Raw genomic sequence first — 15,296 nt, forward strand, 5'->3', positions numbered from 1 at the left:
CATGAGCACTACGCAACGCACTTCCCGTCCGACGCAGGGCGGTTTCGTTTCCATCGAGATGATCATCGTGCTGATCATCATCGCCATCGGAGTCGGCCTGGGGCTGGCCGCAGCGGCAGGGATGTTCAGTTCGTCCAACGCCAACGAGGAACAGCGCAACATCAGCGTCATTGCGGCCAACGCACGTGCCCTGAAGACCTCTTCGGGCTACGGCTCCAGCGGTACCAACCTGATCCCGAGCCTGATCGCAATCAACGGCGTGCCGAAGAACATGAGTGTCTCCTCCGGCGTCGTCTACAACGTCTACGGCGGATCGGTCACTGTCTCGTCCACCGGCATGGGCTTCTCGATCACCACCAGCAAGCTGCCCAAGGATGCCTGTATCACCCTGGGCACCAAAATCGCGAAGAACACCTTCGAGCAGACCAAGATCAACAGCGGCACCGCTATCACTGGTGAGGTCACCACTGCGGCTGCGACCCAGGCCTGCAGCAGCGATAGCAACAGCATTACCTGGACCTACAGTTCGTGAGTGTGAACCCGATCATTCAGGCTCAGTTCGTCGACCTTTACCTCGGTGAAGGCTTCGCCGACGTGAAGGGCCTGGCCGGCGTCGGCGCGCGCCGAGTCGAGGTGCCTCGCGAGTGGGAGTCGCACGCCCAGGAACTGCTCCAGCTCTGCAGGCAAACGCTGGAGGAGCTGCAGGATCCCGAGTTCGCCATCGTCGTCGACGGTGTGCTGCTGCGCGTCACCCAACTGGAAGATGCTTTCAACGGCGGGAGTGTCTTCGTGCTGCGCCGGTCGACAGCCCAAGTTCGAAGCTTCGAGGATATCGGCTATCCGAGCGAGGTGGTCGCTACGCTCCTGAACCCGCAACTGCAGGGCTTGATCCTGTTCTGTGGCGATATGGCGACCGGCAAGACCAGCTCCGCCGCCTCGCTGATTCTCGCCCGACTGCAGACCCTGGGCGGGGTTGGCTTCACAGTCGAGGATCCACAAGAAACCAATCTCAGCGGCCAACATGGACTCGGCCGCTGTATCCAAGTCAGAACCTCACGACGCTCGGGAGGCTACAGCGAAGCCCTGTTGCGCACCCTGCGTACCGGAGCCGACCTGATATTGATCGGCGAGATCCGCGACGAAGACACCGCCTATCAGGCTTGCAAAGCTTCGCTGAACGGCAACCTGGTCATATCGACCATCCACGCCAAGAACTGCCCGCAAGCCATCGAACGGCTGATCACCCTGGCCAAACCCCTCGCGTCCAATGCCTACGACGTCGTGGCTGAAGGCATTCAGGCCGTGATCTGCCAGGAGTTGGTAAGTGATGGCGGCGCTCGAAGACTGCACGCAGAACCGTTGCTTTTCACCGGAGTGGACTCCGTCGCCATGCGCGATAAGATCCGCCGGCAGCAGATTCATCTACTTGAGGACGATGTGAATCGCCAGGCTCGCAAAAGCCTGTGGGAGCCTATCTATGAATAACCTCAAGCTCAGCCGCGGCTTTATCTCAATTGAATTAATGATCGCCTTGATCGTTATCGCCATCGCGACTACCGGCGGGATTTCAGTCTTGATGAGCTATCTAGACGGCCTGAATGAACAGCACGCGGCCCAGCAGCAACAGCAGGTGGCCAAGGCAGCGGAGAAGTACCTGAAGGACAACTTCAGCACGGTTCTGGCCAGCGCCGGCGCCACGGCCCCGGCGGTGATCACCGTCCCGATGTTGCGCAACACCCGTTACCTGCCCGCAGGCTTCCGCGACACCAACATCTACGGCCAGCAATACCAGGTACTGGCCCGCAAGCCGGCGGCCAACCAGCTCGAAACGCTGATCGTGACCACGGGTGGACAGGTAGCTTCCGAACTCTCGATCCGCCGGATCGCGCAGCTCATGGGAGCCACCGGGGGCTACATCTCGAAAACCAACACCAGTGTCGCCCAGGGCGCCGCCTGGCAGGTGGCCTTGAGCAATTTCGGTAGCGCTCCCGGCGCTGGACACCTGGCGACGGCGCTGTTCTTCCAGGACGGCGCCATTGCCAACGAGTACCTCTACCGCAATGCCGTCCCGGGTCATCCCGAGCTCAACCGGATGAACACGGCATTGAATATGGGCGGCAACAATATCGCCGCAGCCGGAGCGGTCACCGCCAGCGGAAACATCACGACCAGCGCGGACATCAGCGCGCGCAACGTGACAGCCACTGGCACGGTGAAAGCCGGCACTGCTGACGTCGCCGGCGAGACGTACACCGGAGGCTGGTTCAGGACCCGCGGTAACTCAGGTTGGTACAACGAACGGTGGGACGGTGGCTGGTATATGAGTGACAGCACATGGGTCAGGTCGTGGATGAACAAGAACGTTTATACCGGCGGAGAATTGAGAGGGGGAAAGCTCAGCTCCGAAGGTAGAACGACCGTCGGCGAGTACCTTCAGATCAATGGTTTGGCGGCAGAAAATGCAGGATGCGCCCCCAATGGCCTGGTAGGCAGAGACAACAGCGGCCCCCTATTCTGCACCGATGGGCTGTGGAAACGGCCCAGTGGCGTGAATATCGCCACCCCTGTGGTGCTGGCACAGTATCCCGCCGATAACCGACCCCGCACCCACTGCCAAGCGGTATCCAGGGACGCGCTGATCAATGGCTCCGGCCCCGGCGTTCTGCGCCTGGAAGTCGATGGCGTGATCGTTGGTCAAGCGCGCTCCACCGCTGGGCGATACGCTGACGTAGTTGAAGACGCCTCGATCTCCGCCATGGTGAAAGCCGGACACCGGTTCTGCCTTTACAGCACCGTTGTGCTCGCAGGATTCGGCAACTCCGCCGGCATGCGTGTGACGGCCACCTACCTCAACTAGGGAGTCCTCCAGATATCATGCCGCTGCTCTGGATTGCCCTATTGCTCACCCTGCTCACCGGAACCTGGCTGAGTGTACAAAGCGACCACGCGACCTCGAGCGCCGAACTGGCCGAGGTCGATACCCTGGCCAGGAGCTTGCTGCTCTACCGCTCCAGGCTGGCGGAGTACGCACACGCCAACCCCGGTTTCAGCGGTTCGCCGGCGGACTCCGCTCTTGGTTTACCGGCCTGGTTCCGCAAGCCAGCGCGGCTTCAGGGCTACATCGCCGCCGGCACCAGCTACGCCTTCATCGCCTCGCCGCCGGCAGGGCTGGCGGCGGCCGTGGATGCCGGTACGGAATCCGACCTGGTTGGCGTCAGGCGCAACGGCCAGTTAGTCACGCGCCGCCTAGGAGCCACTGCCATTGTGCTCCCTGCGCCCATCCCCGAGGACGCGGTGGTCGCGGTCAAATAACCTCCATAGGCCAGTAAACCCCGGCGCAGCTTGATAAACCGGCCTTCTGAACACATAATGCCATCAACTTTGATTTCACCCCGCTGGCTACTGACGGTCATCAGTAGCGCCCTGGTGATGCAGGTTCGCCTCATTACCAAACCGTAAGCACGCTACAACACCGGGTGGGGCGTGCGGATCTGGTTGAGAATTCTCCCTGTGTCTCCCTGTTCTTTTGCTTGTCATGCAGCCGTCAACTCGTGTCGAGCGAGTTTAAAGGCACATAGGGTTCTCAAGAGGTTCGGTGTACCCTCGATTTAAGGGTCGTACTGGTGTTACGGCCCCTCCTTTTCCCCTCTCCATGGGTAGCCTGATGCTCCTGCTCCAGGACTATCAGGCTACCCATCGGGATCCTTCTCCCTGCCGGTGGCCCGCCGGTGATACGCAGGGCTCCCTTTGTACGCGGATGCGTGCCTACTGTTTGCTGGCCAAGCCACGATAATGGCCGGGTGATGGGATCGAGACGATCAATGCCCAGGGATCGACGATTCAACCACAGGTGGCTCACTTGACTCCCCTTCCAGACACGGCTGGGGAAACCTTTGACAGGGTTTCTACCAGCCGCGCTCTTCCGCCCTCGCTCTCCGCCCGCTGCATCCGCTCCCCCTCCTGCTTGACCTTGACACTTTCGCCCCCCGCTTCGATGATGAACGCGTGATCTGCTGACGTTGTCAGCGACATGCCCCCATGCAGCTTGGATCCGAAAGGCTGCAGCACCGTCCAGCGTGTCGATCCTCCCCCAAGTCCGCACAGCGCTCGGCAGCGCGGAAACAGCAGCTTCTGCTGGAGCGCCTCCTCCCCCTCTTGATGGGAACACCCTCCCATCAAGGAATCGGTGTTCTCCATCGTGCCCGCAACACAGGAGATCCACCATGCTCGACCCTTTCTGACGCCGCTCGCCACAATCTCACTACGCTCGCCCCATTGGGATGCCCTCATCATCCACCAAGAGAAATTCAATGGCCCAATATGACAGCGCCTACAAACTCCTATTCTCCCACCCCGACCTGGTCCGCGACCTGCTCCGCGGCTTTGTCCCCGAACAGTGGGTCCAGCACCTGGACTTCAGTACCCTGGAAAAAGTCAGCGGCCAATTCGTCTCCGACGACCTGCGCGACCGACACAACGACCTGCTATGGCGCGTTCGCCTCGACAATGACCACTGGATCTACCTCTACCTGTTGCTCGAGTTCCAGAGCACCGACGACTACTGGATGGCCATTCGCCTGATGACCTACATAGGTCTGCTTTACCAGGACCTCGCCCGACAGAGGGTCGTCTTGCCTGGACAGCCTCTACCACCGGTCTTCCCTATCGTCCTCTACAACGGTAGCCCCCGATGGAGCGGCCCGCTCGACACCGCCGACCTGTTCGAGATCCCTGCGGACTCGCCCCTGGCCGCCTATAAACCCAAACTGCGCTATTTCCTGCTCGACGAACGACACCTGGATGTCACAACCTTGCCCAAGGACGACAACCTGGTAGCCCAAGTCCTGCACCTGGAAAACAGCGCTCACCCACAACAAGCGATCCGCGCCGTCGAAACGTTGCAAAAGCTGTTGCACGCCCCCGAATGTGATAGTGTAAGGCGTGCCTTCAACGTCTGGATCCGGCATACCGTCGCCGAAAAACTCAACCGGCAAGCCAACCAGCTACCGTCGACCGAAACCTTGGAGGACATCTACATCATGCTCACCGAACACACCGGACAATGGTCCGAAACCTGGAAGCGCGAAGGTCTTCAGCAAGGTCTTCAGCAAGGTCTTCAGCAAGGACGCCAGGAAGGTCAGGCGGCACTATTGACCCGATTGGCGGAGCGCCGCTTTGGCCCGCTGTCGGCTGCCGATCGCGCCCGGCTGGAAGCCGCCACCCAGGCCCAGCTCGAAGCCTGGGCCGACGCCATCCTCACCGCCCAGAGCCTGGCTGAGCTGTTCACCGCTCACTGATTTCGCCTGGCTCCCGCCCGACAGCCCCTTCACAGGGGCTGTCGTTTATCCGCCCCTTGACGCCCACGCTCAACGCGTACAACCTCCTCCCATGTCCTGCTGACGTTGTCAGCGACATGCCCCCATGCAGCTCGGATCCGAAAGGCTGCAGCACAGCCCACCGTGTTGATCCAACCCAAGACCGCATAGCTTCTGGTAGCGCGGTCGGTCGGCCTCGGTCGATAGAAGCTCCCTTCCGCAACCCAGCGGGGAATCCACTTCCCCGCCAGGGCCAGTGTTTTCTCCGCACCCTCAACCTGCAGGAGAAACACCATGTCCAAGCAATCCACCAGCTTCGAAATCGGCTTTGCCCTCGGCAGTGTTGTGCGTGAGTTCCGCAGAGCGCTCAGTCGCCCTCCGGTCGTAGTGCAAGCACAAGCGCCGGTTGCGTTGAGCGTCCAGCGCATCGATCCTGCCTTCCTGGCCGGCCCGACCGCTGGCGAGCTAGAACACATCAGCGACATCCCAGCCATCGTCCGGCTGAAGAATATCAACCTGAATGACTGGTATCTAGCCAATACGCGCGAGGTGCAAAAGCCCAAGCGCGCACGCAAACCCAAGCCGGCCAAGGCGACCGCCAAAGCTGAAACGCCAGTCAGGAAGGAGCTCAAGATGGGTTCCCTCGACCATTTGATTGCACCCAACTCCGAAAGCGAAATGGGGAGGCCCCCTCTCCAGTTAGAGTCCCTGAACGATCATGAGATTGCTCTTTTGCCAGCACCTCCTGGTAGCGCAGTCTCTTGGGAACTCCATCGGCGTACTCAGGAGCAATACCACCAACGCTGGCAGGACTACTTGTCCACCATGACGGATGAACAAGTAGCTGCTCTCGGCCGCTAATAGCCACTGCTACCACTCCCAACCCTGCCGGGAACCATCCCGCAGGGTGGTTTTCCGGCATTTTTCGAGGAAAACCATGAAATCGAAACGTTCTGCATTCGCAGACGATCTCCGAAAAATCGGTACCACTGCCGTTGCGGCGAGCCTGGTGGGCATCTTCCTCAGCGAGCACCGCTTGCTGACGGCATATGCTTTCGTCATGGGTATGGTAATCTAGCTCATAGGTATCGCTCTCACCGAGGAGGAGGAGTGAAATGTCCCAGACCGAGTTCGGCATGATCATCATGACCAGCCTGGTGGTTATCTGCTCCGGCATAGCCCTCTGGTTCAGTTGGCCTCAGGTCAAGACCTGGTGCCAAAAACATCGGATTCTTCCCCGTCATCATTGACCATGAAAGCGCCCAACACTGGGCGCTTTTTTCATTTCATGGGTATTGACATTCATTTTTCCCCTGCCCATCCTTTACCCCGTGAGCTGCTGACGTTGTCGGCAACCCTCCCCCAGTAGTCATGATCTGAAAGACTACGACACGGACTTCCGTGTAGATCGAACCCAAGATCGCACCAGCTTCCGGTAGCGCGATCAATCAACCCACAGGTTGATGGAAGCCCTCTCCCTCTGATTTACCTCCCAATACCGACCCATGCGGGGAATACTTTTCCCTGACGGGCAAGGTGTTTCTCCGCTTTCGCTTACGAAACTGGAGAATCATCATGAGCAACAACACCCAAGCCCAAGAAGCCAAATATTTCGACCTGCACACCACCGGTATCGGCTACCTCAATCGCATCCGCGAGGTACCGATCCGCCGAGGTGAACCATTCCTCGCCGTAACCGTCGCAGCCCTCCATGGCGCGGCAGACAGCGTGGAATACTCCTACATCGACTGCAAAGTGGTCGGCGCCCAGGCTGAAAAGCTTGTCCGCCGTTGCAAGGAAGCAGTCGAGGCCGAGAAGAAGGTGCTGATTTCCTTCCGTATCGGCGACATCTGGGCGGATCCCTTCACCTACGAGAAAGGTGAGAAAAAAGGCCAGTCCGGCGCAAGCCTCAAAGGCCGGCTGCTCTTCATCTCCTGGATCAAAGTGGATGGCACCACCGTCTACGATGCGAAGGAAGAAGCTGAAAAAGCCCAGCAAGGCCAAGGCGAACCGCAAGGTGAGCCCGCAGCTCCTGCTGAGCGCGCTGAACAAGCCGCTGCTTGAGCACGGCTTGATCGAATACCGGCCCTCATCCCGAGGGCCTTTCACTACCTACGCTATGCGCCACTCTTCATCGCATACCCATCCGGGGGGCACCATCTCCCCCAGGGCGTGGTGTTCTCCATTATCTGGAGATCATCATGAGCAATATCCAAATCGTAGATCTGCCCGCTCTGCCGGAAGTTGAAGAGGTTTGCCTCAGCGACGTCGAGGAAGAGCTGCTGCTCAGCAGTCATTTCTGCAACTTCGCCTGGCTGTTCCTGGCCAGCAACAATACTCAGGTATCTGCCCTGGCCTAATCGCCAAACATTTCCCATTTAGGGGGCCACAGTCCCCGTGGGACTGGTGTTTCCTACCGAAAGGAGAATCACCATGCACTACGGAAAGCGGGCACTCGCCCATCTTCGTCTCGAACTGCCGCTGCAGGTTCTTATGTCCAACGCCGGCTTTTATATCGGCACCCTTGATGAAGAAGTACCAGCCTCGCGCGAGTCGGTTGAATATTACCCCTCCCGCGAACTTGCCCAACAGGCATTAGACAACGGCACTTGGACGCAACGGGAATATTAAGAAGACCTATCGCGTTAACTGCAACAACTCCACACCCTCAGGGCGCTTCGGCGCCCCTTACTTCCCCTGGAGGTCCATAGCCTCCAAGGGCATGGGCTTCCGATTTCCGGAGATATCCCATGACTCAACTCAATCCGTTTATCCGCGGCTATAGCAACTTCAGGATCGAACGCACCCTGCAGATAACCTACGAAGATGATTGCGCCCCCTGCTACCGTGCGTTGCACCCGACGCAGCAATCTCTCTCCGATGCACAACTGCAGTGCTTCCCCTGCATCTTCAATGACGACTTCGCGCTAATCACCGAGGGTCAAGAGATCGGTGAGGGGCTTGAGGACCGCTGCCCTAATGATGGCCTGGTCCGCAACGTGATCTACGGCATCTTTGCCGAACAGGCTGGCGGCCAACAAAAGCACATCGGCGATCAATATTCGTTGTCCGAGGCCGAGAGTGTCATTCGCTGCTTGTCGTTTGGCGACGGTCACTGACGATTGAGCAATCCGGCCGGCGGGAAATCCCGCCAGCCCCCGAATTCGAATTGGCTCGCTGTCGTTGACAGCGCCTCCCAAGGAGCCAGGGTTTAAGGCTCCGGCGCGCAAGCGCTAACCCACCCAAGACCGCTACAGCACTCGGCAGCGCGGTCGCATCACGCAAGTGATGGAGTGCATCCTACCCACCCACGCGGGGACCTCATCCCCGCGGGAGAGGCCTGCGTATTCGGAGACCTCTCATGACCTCTCTCAACAACCACTCCAGCGCAGGCCACACTGCTGCGTACCTCAAACTCCCGATCGTTCTCACCAACGCGGCCTGGCTGCGCCTGGTCTATCTCGCCAACCCTGCCAGGGTCGACGAGATGGGCACCCGGCTGGCCAGTGTCGTTCAAACCGCCTGGCAGGAGCTTTCGCTCCAGCCGACCGCGAAGCACATCCAATTCCACCTGTACCACAAGGAGGAAGAGGGGCAGGACCGCGCGCTCGCGCTGCTAGTCCTCTCGATAGTCGAGCCGTCCGATGAGCCTTCCTACCTGCGCATCGAGCTGCAGGAAGAAAGCCTCCAGGGCAACCCGGATACCGAGTAGTTCTCCCCTCACCACGATCCCGCTTCGGCGGGATCATCCTTTTCGCAGGTCACGCCATGATCAACATACCCGGCCAGTTGGCCATTCGAACCATCAACGGTCGCAATGGCGAGTTCAACGTGGGAAAGCTTTCGACCTCGATCGGGGAGTTCGTCATCAAGGACGCTCTCCTGGACCAGCACATCGAAGGCAAGTACCGCGGTGATTTCGCCATCACCGAGATCCGTCCCTCGTACTACACCACCGGCGGCCGGCTGGTCGTCGAGATCCGCGCCAAGCTGGACAGCATGACGCTGGACGACGTGGACAACCTCAGCGACGAGGAGGCAGAGCGCCTCTCTGGCAATGAGGTCGATCCGCTCGACGAAGTGCCCGCGATCCAGCAACCCACTGTCGCACCGGCGGCACCGCCGAAGTCGCCCCAGAAACCGAAGCCTCTGCGCCCCGTCGCAACCGGGGACGACGCGCCTTTCGGTATGGACCCTCCGGCTCCTGCAGCGCAGGCCGCCTCTCTGGACACAGACGCGGATGCAGAACTGTTCGGGACGGTCTGGCCGCTAGGCGAAATCGTCAAGCTGGACACCACGGTCGACCGCAAGCGACTGCGCCAACAGTGCGTGCGACTCGGCGCGCTGGGCTATGAGCTCGACTTCAAACAACAGGTGTGGACCCGCAAGGAGGCCGCATGAAATCGATCTACAACACCCCAGGCTTCAGCGAGGAGTTGTTGCTGGTTTGCGCCTCGCTGCGCGAGGTCGGACTGGACAATCTGTCTGATCAGTTCCGCGATGCAGTGTTCGACCGATCCGTCGTCGACCAGGCCATCATCGCACTGCGTGAGCGGGTGAAGACCCCTTCGTCGGAGCATGCGGCCGACAACGAGCCATGGCTGTACTGCGACTGGCAGGCCAGGCAAACAGCTTACCGGCTCCTCCAGCGCCTTGAGCGCGCAACACGCTGAAGCAACACCCTACCCACCCCTGCCGGGTTCTCCCGTCAGGGAGACCTGGCCAACCACAGGAGCACACCTATGGGATGGCTTTTCTCACATCAGACGAAGGAAGACCTGCTGCGTGAGCTGCTGGCCCCAACCAGTACCTTCGCAGGCAGCACCGAGGTGCTGGCACACGCAGTCTCCGGCAATGAACTTTGGACTGTCGTAAAACGAACCTTCCACCTTGCCGGATTCTATTTCGGCAAGCCGGCCGGTCACTCGATCACCATGATCGAGCTGCACTTGCTGGACTGCTCGGCCGGGCAATGGGGCTACAAGACCATTCCGGAGAAAGCAGGCCCGTTCTACTACGGCTGTCCGCTGGAGTTCCTGGACCTGGCTCACGATGAGACCAACCAGGAGTGGCGAGACCGTCTGACGCAAGAACACCAAGCCTGACCGCACCAACCACTTCCCTTGAGGGGCTCCCTCAAGGGCGCTCCTCGTCTACCACCAGGAGCACACCATGAACCCACTGTTCACCAACCTCACCCAGGAAACCCTCGCCTACCTCGAGGATCAACTGTCCAACAACGACGTCGCCGGCGACGACGAGCTCATCGACCTGTTCATCGAGGAGCTGTCGCTGACCTTGGAGCAGGCGGAAGCGGCTGTCGCGCTACGCGATCAGTACCTCTGCCAGGTCTTCCTGAACGGCCAAGGGCCGCTGCACCAAGACGATGGGCTGAGCTTCGACCCTCACACCAAGAGCGTTCGGTAACCACCACGCTCCCCTGCACCAGTTGGACTACACCCCCGAGGGGCTTCACCGCCCCTCGAGGGCGGCGTGGCTCCTCCTTCCAGGAGGTTCCTATGCCCAGTCCCACCCCGCTCTACCAGATCGAAGAGTGCCCAGACCTGTACGTCGACGCCTGCGTGTGCGACGAGCAGCGCAACCTGGTCTTTCTTTCGGCCTGGGGCCGCGACACCGTGACACAAGAGTTCCTGGCCAGGCTGACGCTGGGCCGGGAAGAAAATGGCATCGACCATTTCCACATCATCGTGGACGGCCGCCGCTTACCTGTCTTCCCAAACCAGGATCTCCTGGAGAAACGCACCACCCGCCAGTTCCGCGGCACGTTGTTCGGCAGCCTGCTCAATCTTTGGCTGTTCGATCGGCGCGCCTCGGCGCCCGACCGAGGCAATCACCTCGCCTTCGCACTCCTGCAGCGCGATGAGGATCCACACCAGAGGCTCTGGCCGCTGGTGATGGAAACCTGTCCGCTCCCCCTCCTGCAGCACTGGCGCGAGCCGGTGATGGAGGTCCTCACCCAGCACCAGATGTTGACGGCCCTACCCGGGACGATCGGCAACGTCTGCGCCTGGCGACTCGCCCTGCGGGTCGACGTGCTCGAGCCCACTCTCGGTGAGCTGATCCGCGAAAGCATTCTTACCACCGATGCTCAGGCGCAAGCCTGAGCCATCCCTCTCAGACTCAAGGAGGCCCCATGGCCCTCATGTTCCCGCGCTTGGCGCGCAACTTTGCACGCAACGGCTACTTCCCTACCGATGAGGTCACCCTCGAACGCGCTCTGCAGGCCCTCGCTCCCGCCCCGTCGGGCAGGATGAGGATCTGTGATCCCTGCGCCGGTGAGGGGGTTGCCCTGGCTGAGGCAGCACACATCCTCGGCCGCGACAAGGTCCAAGCCCTCGCTGTCGAGTACGACCGCGAGCGCGCCGACCATGCTCGAGGCTTGCTTGACCGAGTGCTGCACAGTGACCTTTTCGACACCATGATCAGCAGGCAGTCGTTCGGACTGCTCTGGCTCAACCCGCCTTATGGCGACCTGGTGGCGGACCACTCCGGTGCGTCGCAGTACCAGGGCAGCGGCCGCAGGCGTCTGGAGAAAGCGTTCTACCAGCGCTGCCTGCCGTTGCTGCAGTACGGCGGCGTCATGGTCCTGATTGTTCCTCACTACGTCTTGGACGATGAGCTGACCGGCTGGTTGAGCAACCACTTCACCGGCCTGCGCATATACGCAGCCGCGGATCCTACCTTCAAACAGGTGGTGATCTTCGGCATCCGGGTCCGTCGACAGGACCTGGCCCGGGCGGACGCCAATCAGGTGAGGTCTCGCCTGCAGGCGATCGGCGCGGGCCAGGAAAAGGCCGAGGAAATTCCAGCGGCTTGGCCGTGTGAACCCTATGTGGTTCTGCCGGCCACCAGCGAGCTGGAGCACTTCTATCGAGTAACCCTGGAGCCGGAGCAGTTCGCCGGCGAGATCCAGCGGCTGCGAGGTCTCTGGCCTGACTTCAACCTGCACTTCGCGCAAGCGGGGCTGCAGCCCCGCCCACCAGTCCGCGAGCTGTCTCGCTGGCACCTGGCTCTGGCCTTGGCCGCCGGCGCGATTTCCGGCGTCGTGCGCTCGAAGTCGGGCCGCATCCTGGTCGTGAAGGGTGACACCTACAAGGACAAGGTCCGCAAGACCGAATTCACCGAAGACGAAGACGGCAACATCACCGAGGTGAGGATACTCACAGACCGTTTCATCCCGATCATCCGGGCATGGGAAATGACACCCTCCTCGGTCAATCAGGGCCGCGTGCTGACCATCAGCTCGTCGGCTGCGACCACGGAAGAGGCTGAAGAGCCCCAACCTGAGCCGGCCCCCGAACCGCTGCTGTTCAGCCCTGGCCAAGTCGTAATGACCGCTGCCGTGAGCCACCTGGTGGAAACCGGTCAACTCAACCCAGCGCCTTTGCTGAACCGCCATCTGGCGGGAGATTGGGGGACGCTGGACCAGGAAGACTGGAACACCAACCAGAGAGCCCTGAAGTTCGGCGATAGGCTGCTGTCGTCCTACGACATCGACGCCGGCGGCGAATCCAGGCTCTGGATCATCACTGAGGCCAATCGCAGTTCGACCACCCTGTTGCTCCCTAGCGACTACTGACCTCGCCCCCACGGCGATTCCTTCCACTCCCCCCTGCAGGGTATGCCGATACCCGAAAGGGACGTGCATGCCCTGCTTTCTTCCTTCATCCGCAGGAGATGCACATGAACGCTCAGACCCAACCGGCCGCCCTGGCCGCCTTCCCCCTGAACATCAACCTGACCGACTTCATCGACGAGTTCGGCGACGAGCTCCTGGAGTCGCTCAATCGCTCCAACCCCCCGGTCTATACCGGCTCCGATAACGCTCACCGCCAGTTGGTGATGGACCGACTCAAGCGCAAGCCCTTCGCGGCCCAGGCCGAGGTCGTCCAGGCCATCACCGCCCTGCTGCTGGACCGTAACGAGCAGGCCGGGATCATCAACGCCGAGATGGGCACCGGGAAAACCATGATGGCCATCGCTGTCGCAGCGGTCATGCACGCGGCCGGCTATCGCCGGACCCTGGTTGTCTCTCCGCCGCACCTGGTCTACAAGTGGCGCCGCGAGATTCTGGAGACCATCCCAGCCGCCCGCGTCTGGGTACTCAATGGCCCAGATACTCTGCTCAAACTGCTCAAGCTACGAGATCAGATGGGCGACGCCTACGACGGACGCCAGGAGTTCTTCATCCTCGGCCGCGTGCGGATGCGGATGGGTTTCCATTGGCGGCTCGCCTGCTGGAAGAAACGCGCCGCCGGCGGCCAACTGCTCGCTGCGTGCCCGGATTGCGGCCAGGTCCTCGAGGACCTGGAAGGCAACCTGGTCACGGTGGAGGAGTTCGAGCGTGGTGACCGTCGACGTACCTGTTCCTCCTGTCGTGGGGCGCTCTGGACGCTGATCCGGCCAGGTAAGCCTGACGGCGGCAACCGGCGCGCAACGATCCTCAAGTCGATGTGTCGGATTCCAACCATCGGCCCGGTCAGGGCGGAGCGCCTGCTGAACGACTTCGGCGAGGACTTCCTGGCCACGATGTTGGTGGACAACGTCTCGGAGTTCATCAACCTGATGGACGCCAAGGGCGACTTCGTCTTCAGCGATCGGCAGGCCAAACGCATGGAGCGATCGATGGCGAACATCGAGTTCGGCTTCGGCGAAGGCGGCTACCAACCGACCGAGTTCATAAAAAGACAACTTCCCAACGGCTACTTCGATCTGTTGGTGGTGGATGAGGGGCATGAGTACAAGAACAGCGGTTCGGCCCAGGGCCAGGCCATGGGCGTTCTCGCAGCCAAGGCACGGAAAACCGTGCTGCTGACCGGAACGCTCATGGGCGGCTACGCCGACGACCTGTTCTACCTCCTGTTCCGCATCCTCACCCAGCGCATGATCGAGGACGGCTATCGGCCCAACGCGCGCGGCAGCATGGCTCCCGCAGCTATGTCGTTCATGCGCGACCACGGTGTGCTCAAGGATATCTACACCGAGCGCGACGGTGATTCGCACAAGACAGCGCGGGGCAAGAAGCTCTCGGTACGCACGGTGAAGGCTCCCGGCTTCGGCCCGAAGGGCATCCACCGCTTCGTATTGCCGTTCACCGTGTTCCTGAAGCTCAAGGATATCGGTGGCAACGTACTGCCCGACTACCAGGAGGAGTTCGTCGACGTGCCGATGGCGCCTGATCAGGCTTCGGCCTATCAGCGCCTGGCGGCCACGCTGACAGCGGAGCTCCGCCAGGCTCTGGCGCGACGAGATACCACGCTCCTGGGCGTGGTCCTCAACGTGCTGCTGGCTTGGCCGGACTGCTGTTTCCGACCGGAGATCGTCAAGCATCCGCGAAGCCGGGACACACTGGCCTTCGTGCCAGCGATCTTCGGCGACGAGCAGTTGATGCCCAAGGAGCAGGCGCTGGTGGACCTCTGCCTCGAGGAGAAAGCGAAGGGCCGCAAGGTTCTGGCATACACCGTCTACAGCGGGACGCGCGACACCACGTCCAGGCTGAAGAAAGTGCTCGAGCAATCCGGGCTGAAGGTGGCAGTGCTACGTGCTTCGGTCGATACCGCTCGACGCGAGGATTGGATCCTCGACCAGGTCGATCGCGGCATCGATGTGCTGATCACCAACCCGGAGCTGGTGAAGACCGGGCTGGACCTGCTGGACTTCCCGACCATCGCGTTCCTGCAGACGGGGTACAACGTGTACACCTTGCAGCAGGCCGCGCGGCGGTCGTGGCGGATCGGGCAGAAGCACCCGGTGCGGGTGGTGTTCTTCGGCTACGCCGGCAGCTCGCAGATCACCTGCTTGCAGTTGATGGCGAAGAAGATCGCTGTGGCTCAGAGCACGTCGGGAGACGTTCCCGAGTCAGGTCTCGATTCGTTGAACCAGGACGGGGACTCGGTGGAGATGGCGTTGGCACGACAACTCATTGCAGCATGAACTCATAGGCCACCTTCGGGTGGCCTT

The 15,296-nt window shown here is 61.0% G+C and carries 20 protein-coding genes; all 20 read left to right on the top strand.

Annotated elements, in window-relative coordinates; genetic code table 11:
• The first annotated feature begins 1 nt into the window (after position 1).
• The 20 genes from VQ067_RS24640 to VQ067_RS24735 all read left to right on the top strand — a co-directional run bounded on the left by VQ067_RS24640 (position 2) and on the right by VQ067_RS24735 (position 15,269).
• The gene (locus VQ067_RS24640; RefSeq protein WP_003120996.1) at positions 2 to 532 is read left to right on the top strand and encodes a type 4 pilus major pilin; all 531 of its coding nucleotides are present in this window, start codon (positions 2 to 4) and stop codon (positions 530 to 532) included.
• Complete coding sequence (locus tag VQ067_RS24645; RefSeq protein WP_003448639.1) at positions 529 to 1,485, top strand: ATPase, T2SS/T4P/T4SS family; 957 nt, start codon at positions 529 to 531, stop codon at positions 1,483 to 1,485. Before VQ067_RS24640 ends, VQ067_RS24645 begins: the two co-directional genes overlap by 4 nt.
• Positions 1,478 to 2,857, top strand: coding sequence for a shufflon system plasmid conjugative transfer pilus tip adhesin PilV (gene pilV / locus VQ067_RS24650; protein ID WP_058146312.1), 1,380 nt, complete (start codon positions 1,478 to 1,480; stop codon positions 2,855 to 2,857). Before VQ067_RS24645 ends, pilV begins: the two co-directional genes overlap by 8 nt.
• A 17-nt stretch (positions 2,858 to 2,874) precedes the next feature.
• Complete coding sequence (gene pilM, locus VQ067_RS24655; protein WP_003099771.1) at positions 2,875 to 3,312, top strand: type IV pilus biogenesis protein PilM; 438 nt, start codon at positions 2,875 to 2,877, stop codon at positions 3,310 to 3,312.
• Between the two features lie 998 nt (positions 3,313 to 4,310).
• On the top strand, positions 4,311 to 5,297 hold the full coding sequence (locus VQ067_RS24660; RefSeq protein WP_003099775.1) for an Rpn family recombination-promoting nuclease/putative transposase: 987 nt from the start codon (positions 4,311 to 4,313) through the stop codon (positions 5,295 to 5,297).
• A 312-nt stretch (positions 5,298 to 5,609) separates the two neighbouring features.
• Entirely contained in the window at positions 5,610 to 6,176 is a 567-nt protein-coding gene (locus tag VQ067_RS24665; RefSeq protein WP_340080937.1) for a hypothetical protein, read from the top strand.
• A 76-nt stretch (positions 6,177 to 6,252) separates the two neighbouring features.
• On the top strand, positions 6,253 to 6,393 hold the full coding sequence (locus tag VQ067_RS24670) for a hypothetical protein (RefSeq protein ID WP_003099780.1): 141 nt from the start codon (positions 6,253 to 6,255) through the stop codon (positions 6,391 to 6,393).
• A gap of 37 nt (positions 6,394 to 6,430) precedes the next feature.
• Positions 6,431 to 6,565, top strand: a complete 135-nt coding sequence (locus VQ067_RS24675) for a hypothetical protein (RefSeq protein WP_003099783.1) — start codon at positions 6,431 to 6,433, stop codon at positions 6,563 to 6,565.
• A 325-nt stretch (positions 6,566 to 6,890) separates the two neighbouring features.
• Positions 6,891 to 7,379 (top strand): STY4534 family ICE replication protein, encoded by a 489-nt coding sequence (locus VQ067_RS24680; RefSeq protein ID WP_003099785.1) that lies wholly within the window; start codon positions 6,891 to 6,893, stop codon positions 7,377 to 7,379.
• Positions 7,380 to 7,516: 137 nt separating this feature from the next.
• Entirely contained in the window at positions 7,517 to 7,675 is a 159-nt protein-coding gene (locus tag VQ067_RS24685) for a hypothetical protein (protein WP_003099787.1), read from the top strand.
• Positions 7,676 to 7,748: 73 nt separating this feature from the next.
• A complete protein-coding gene (locus tag VQ067_RS24690; protein WP_003099789.1) occupies positions 7,749 to 7,946 on the top strand; it encodes a hypothetical protein in 198 nt (65 codons plus the stop codon).
• A 119-nt stretch (positions 7,947 to 8,065) separates the two neighbouring features.
• On the top strand, positions 8,066 to 8,434 hold the full coding sequence (locus tag VQ067_RS24695) for a hypothetical protein (RefSeq protein ID WP_003099790.1): 369 nt from the start codon (positions 8,066 to 8,068) through the stop codon (positions 8,432 to 8,434).
• 242 nt (positions 8,435 to 8,676) lie between these two features.
• Complete coding sequence (locus VQ067_RS24700; protein ID WP_004347949.1) at positions 8,677 to 9,027, top strand: hypothetical protein; 351 nt, start codon at positions 8,677 to 8,679, stop codon at positions 9,025 to 9,027.
• Between the two features lie 56 nt (positions 9,028 to 9,083).
• Positions 9,084 to 9,716, top strand: a complete 633-nt coding sequence (locus tag VQ067_RS24705; RefSeq protein WP_023518438.1) for a DUF3275 family protein — start codon at positions 9,084 to 9,086, stop codon at positions 9,714 to 9,716.
• Positions 9,713 to 9,988 (top strand): hypothetical protein, encoded by a 276-nt coding sequence (locus VQ067_RS24710; protein ID WP_023518437.1) that lies wholly within the window; start codon positions 9,713 to 9,715, stop codon positions 9,986 to 9,988. The genes VQ067_RS24705 and VQ067_RS24710 overlap by 4 nt, the downstream gene beginning before the upstream one ends.
• 69 nt (positions 9,989 to 10,057) lie before the next feature.
• A complete protein-coding gene (locus tag VQ067_RS24715; protein ID WP_003117061.1) occupies positions 10,058 to 10,420 on the top strand; it encodes a hypothetical protein in 363 nt (120 codons plus the stop codon).
• 67 nt (positions 10,421 to 10,487) lie between these two features.
• Positions 10,488 to 10,742, top strand: coding sequence for a hypothetical protein (locus VQ067_RS24720; protein ID WP_003117062.1), 255 nt, complete (start codon positions 10,488 to 10,490; stop codon positions 10,740 to 10,742).
• 92 nt (positions 10,743 to 10,834) lie between these two features.
• A complete protein-coding gene (locus VQ067_RS24725) occupies positions 10,835 to 11,440 on the top strand; it encodes a hypothetical protein (protein ID WP_003125296.1) in 606 nt (201 codons plus the stop codon).
• 29 nt (positions 11,441 to 11,469) lie between these two features.
• A complete protein-coding gene (locus VQ067_RS24730; protein ID WP_023518436.1) occupies positions 11,470 to 12,915 on the top strand; it encodes a DUF6094 domain-containing protein in 1,446 nt (481 codons plus the stop codon).
• Positions 12,916 to 13,019: 104 nt separating this feature from the next.
• Positions 13,020 to 15,269: a DEAD/DEAH box helicase gene (locus VQ067_RS24735; protein ID WP_023518435.1), complete on the top strand. Its 2,250-nt coding sequence runs from the start codon at positions 13,020 to 13,022 to the stop codon at positions 15,267 to 15,269.
• Positions 15,270 to 15,296 lie beyond the last annotated feature (27 nt).

The organism is Pseudomonas sp. KBN12P06040 (assembly GCF_037574965.1).
GTDB classification, from domain to species: Bacteria; Pseudomonadota; Gammaproteobacteria; order Pseudomonadales; family Pseudomonadaceae; genus Pseudomonas; species Pseudomonas aeruginosa.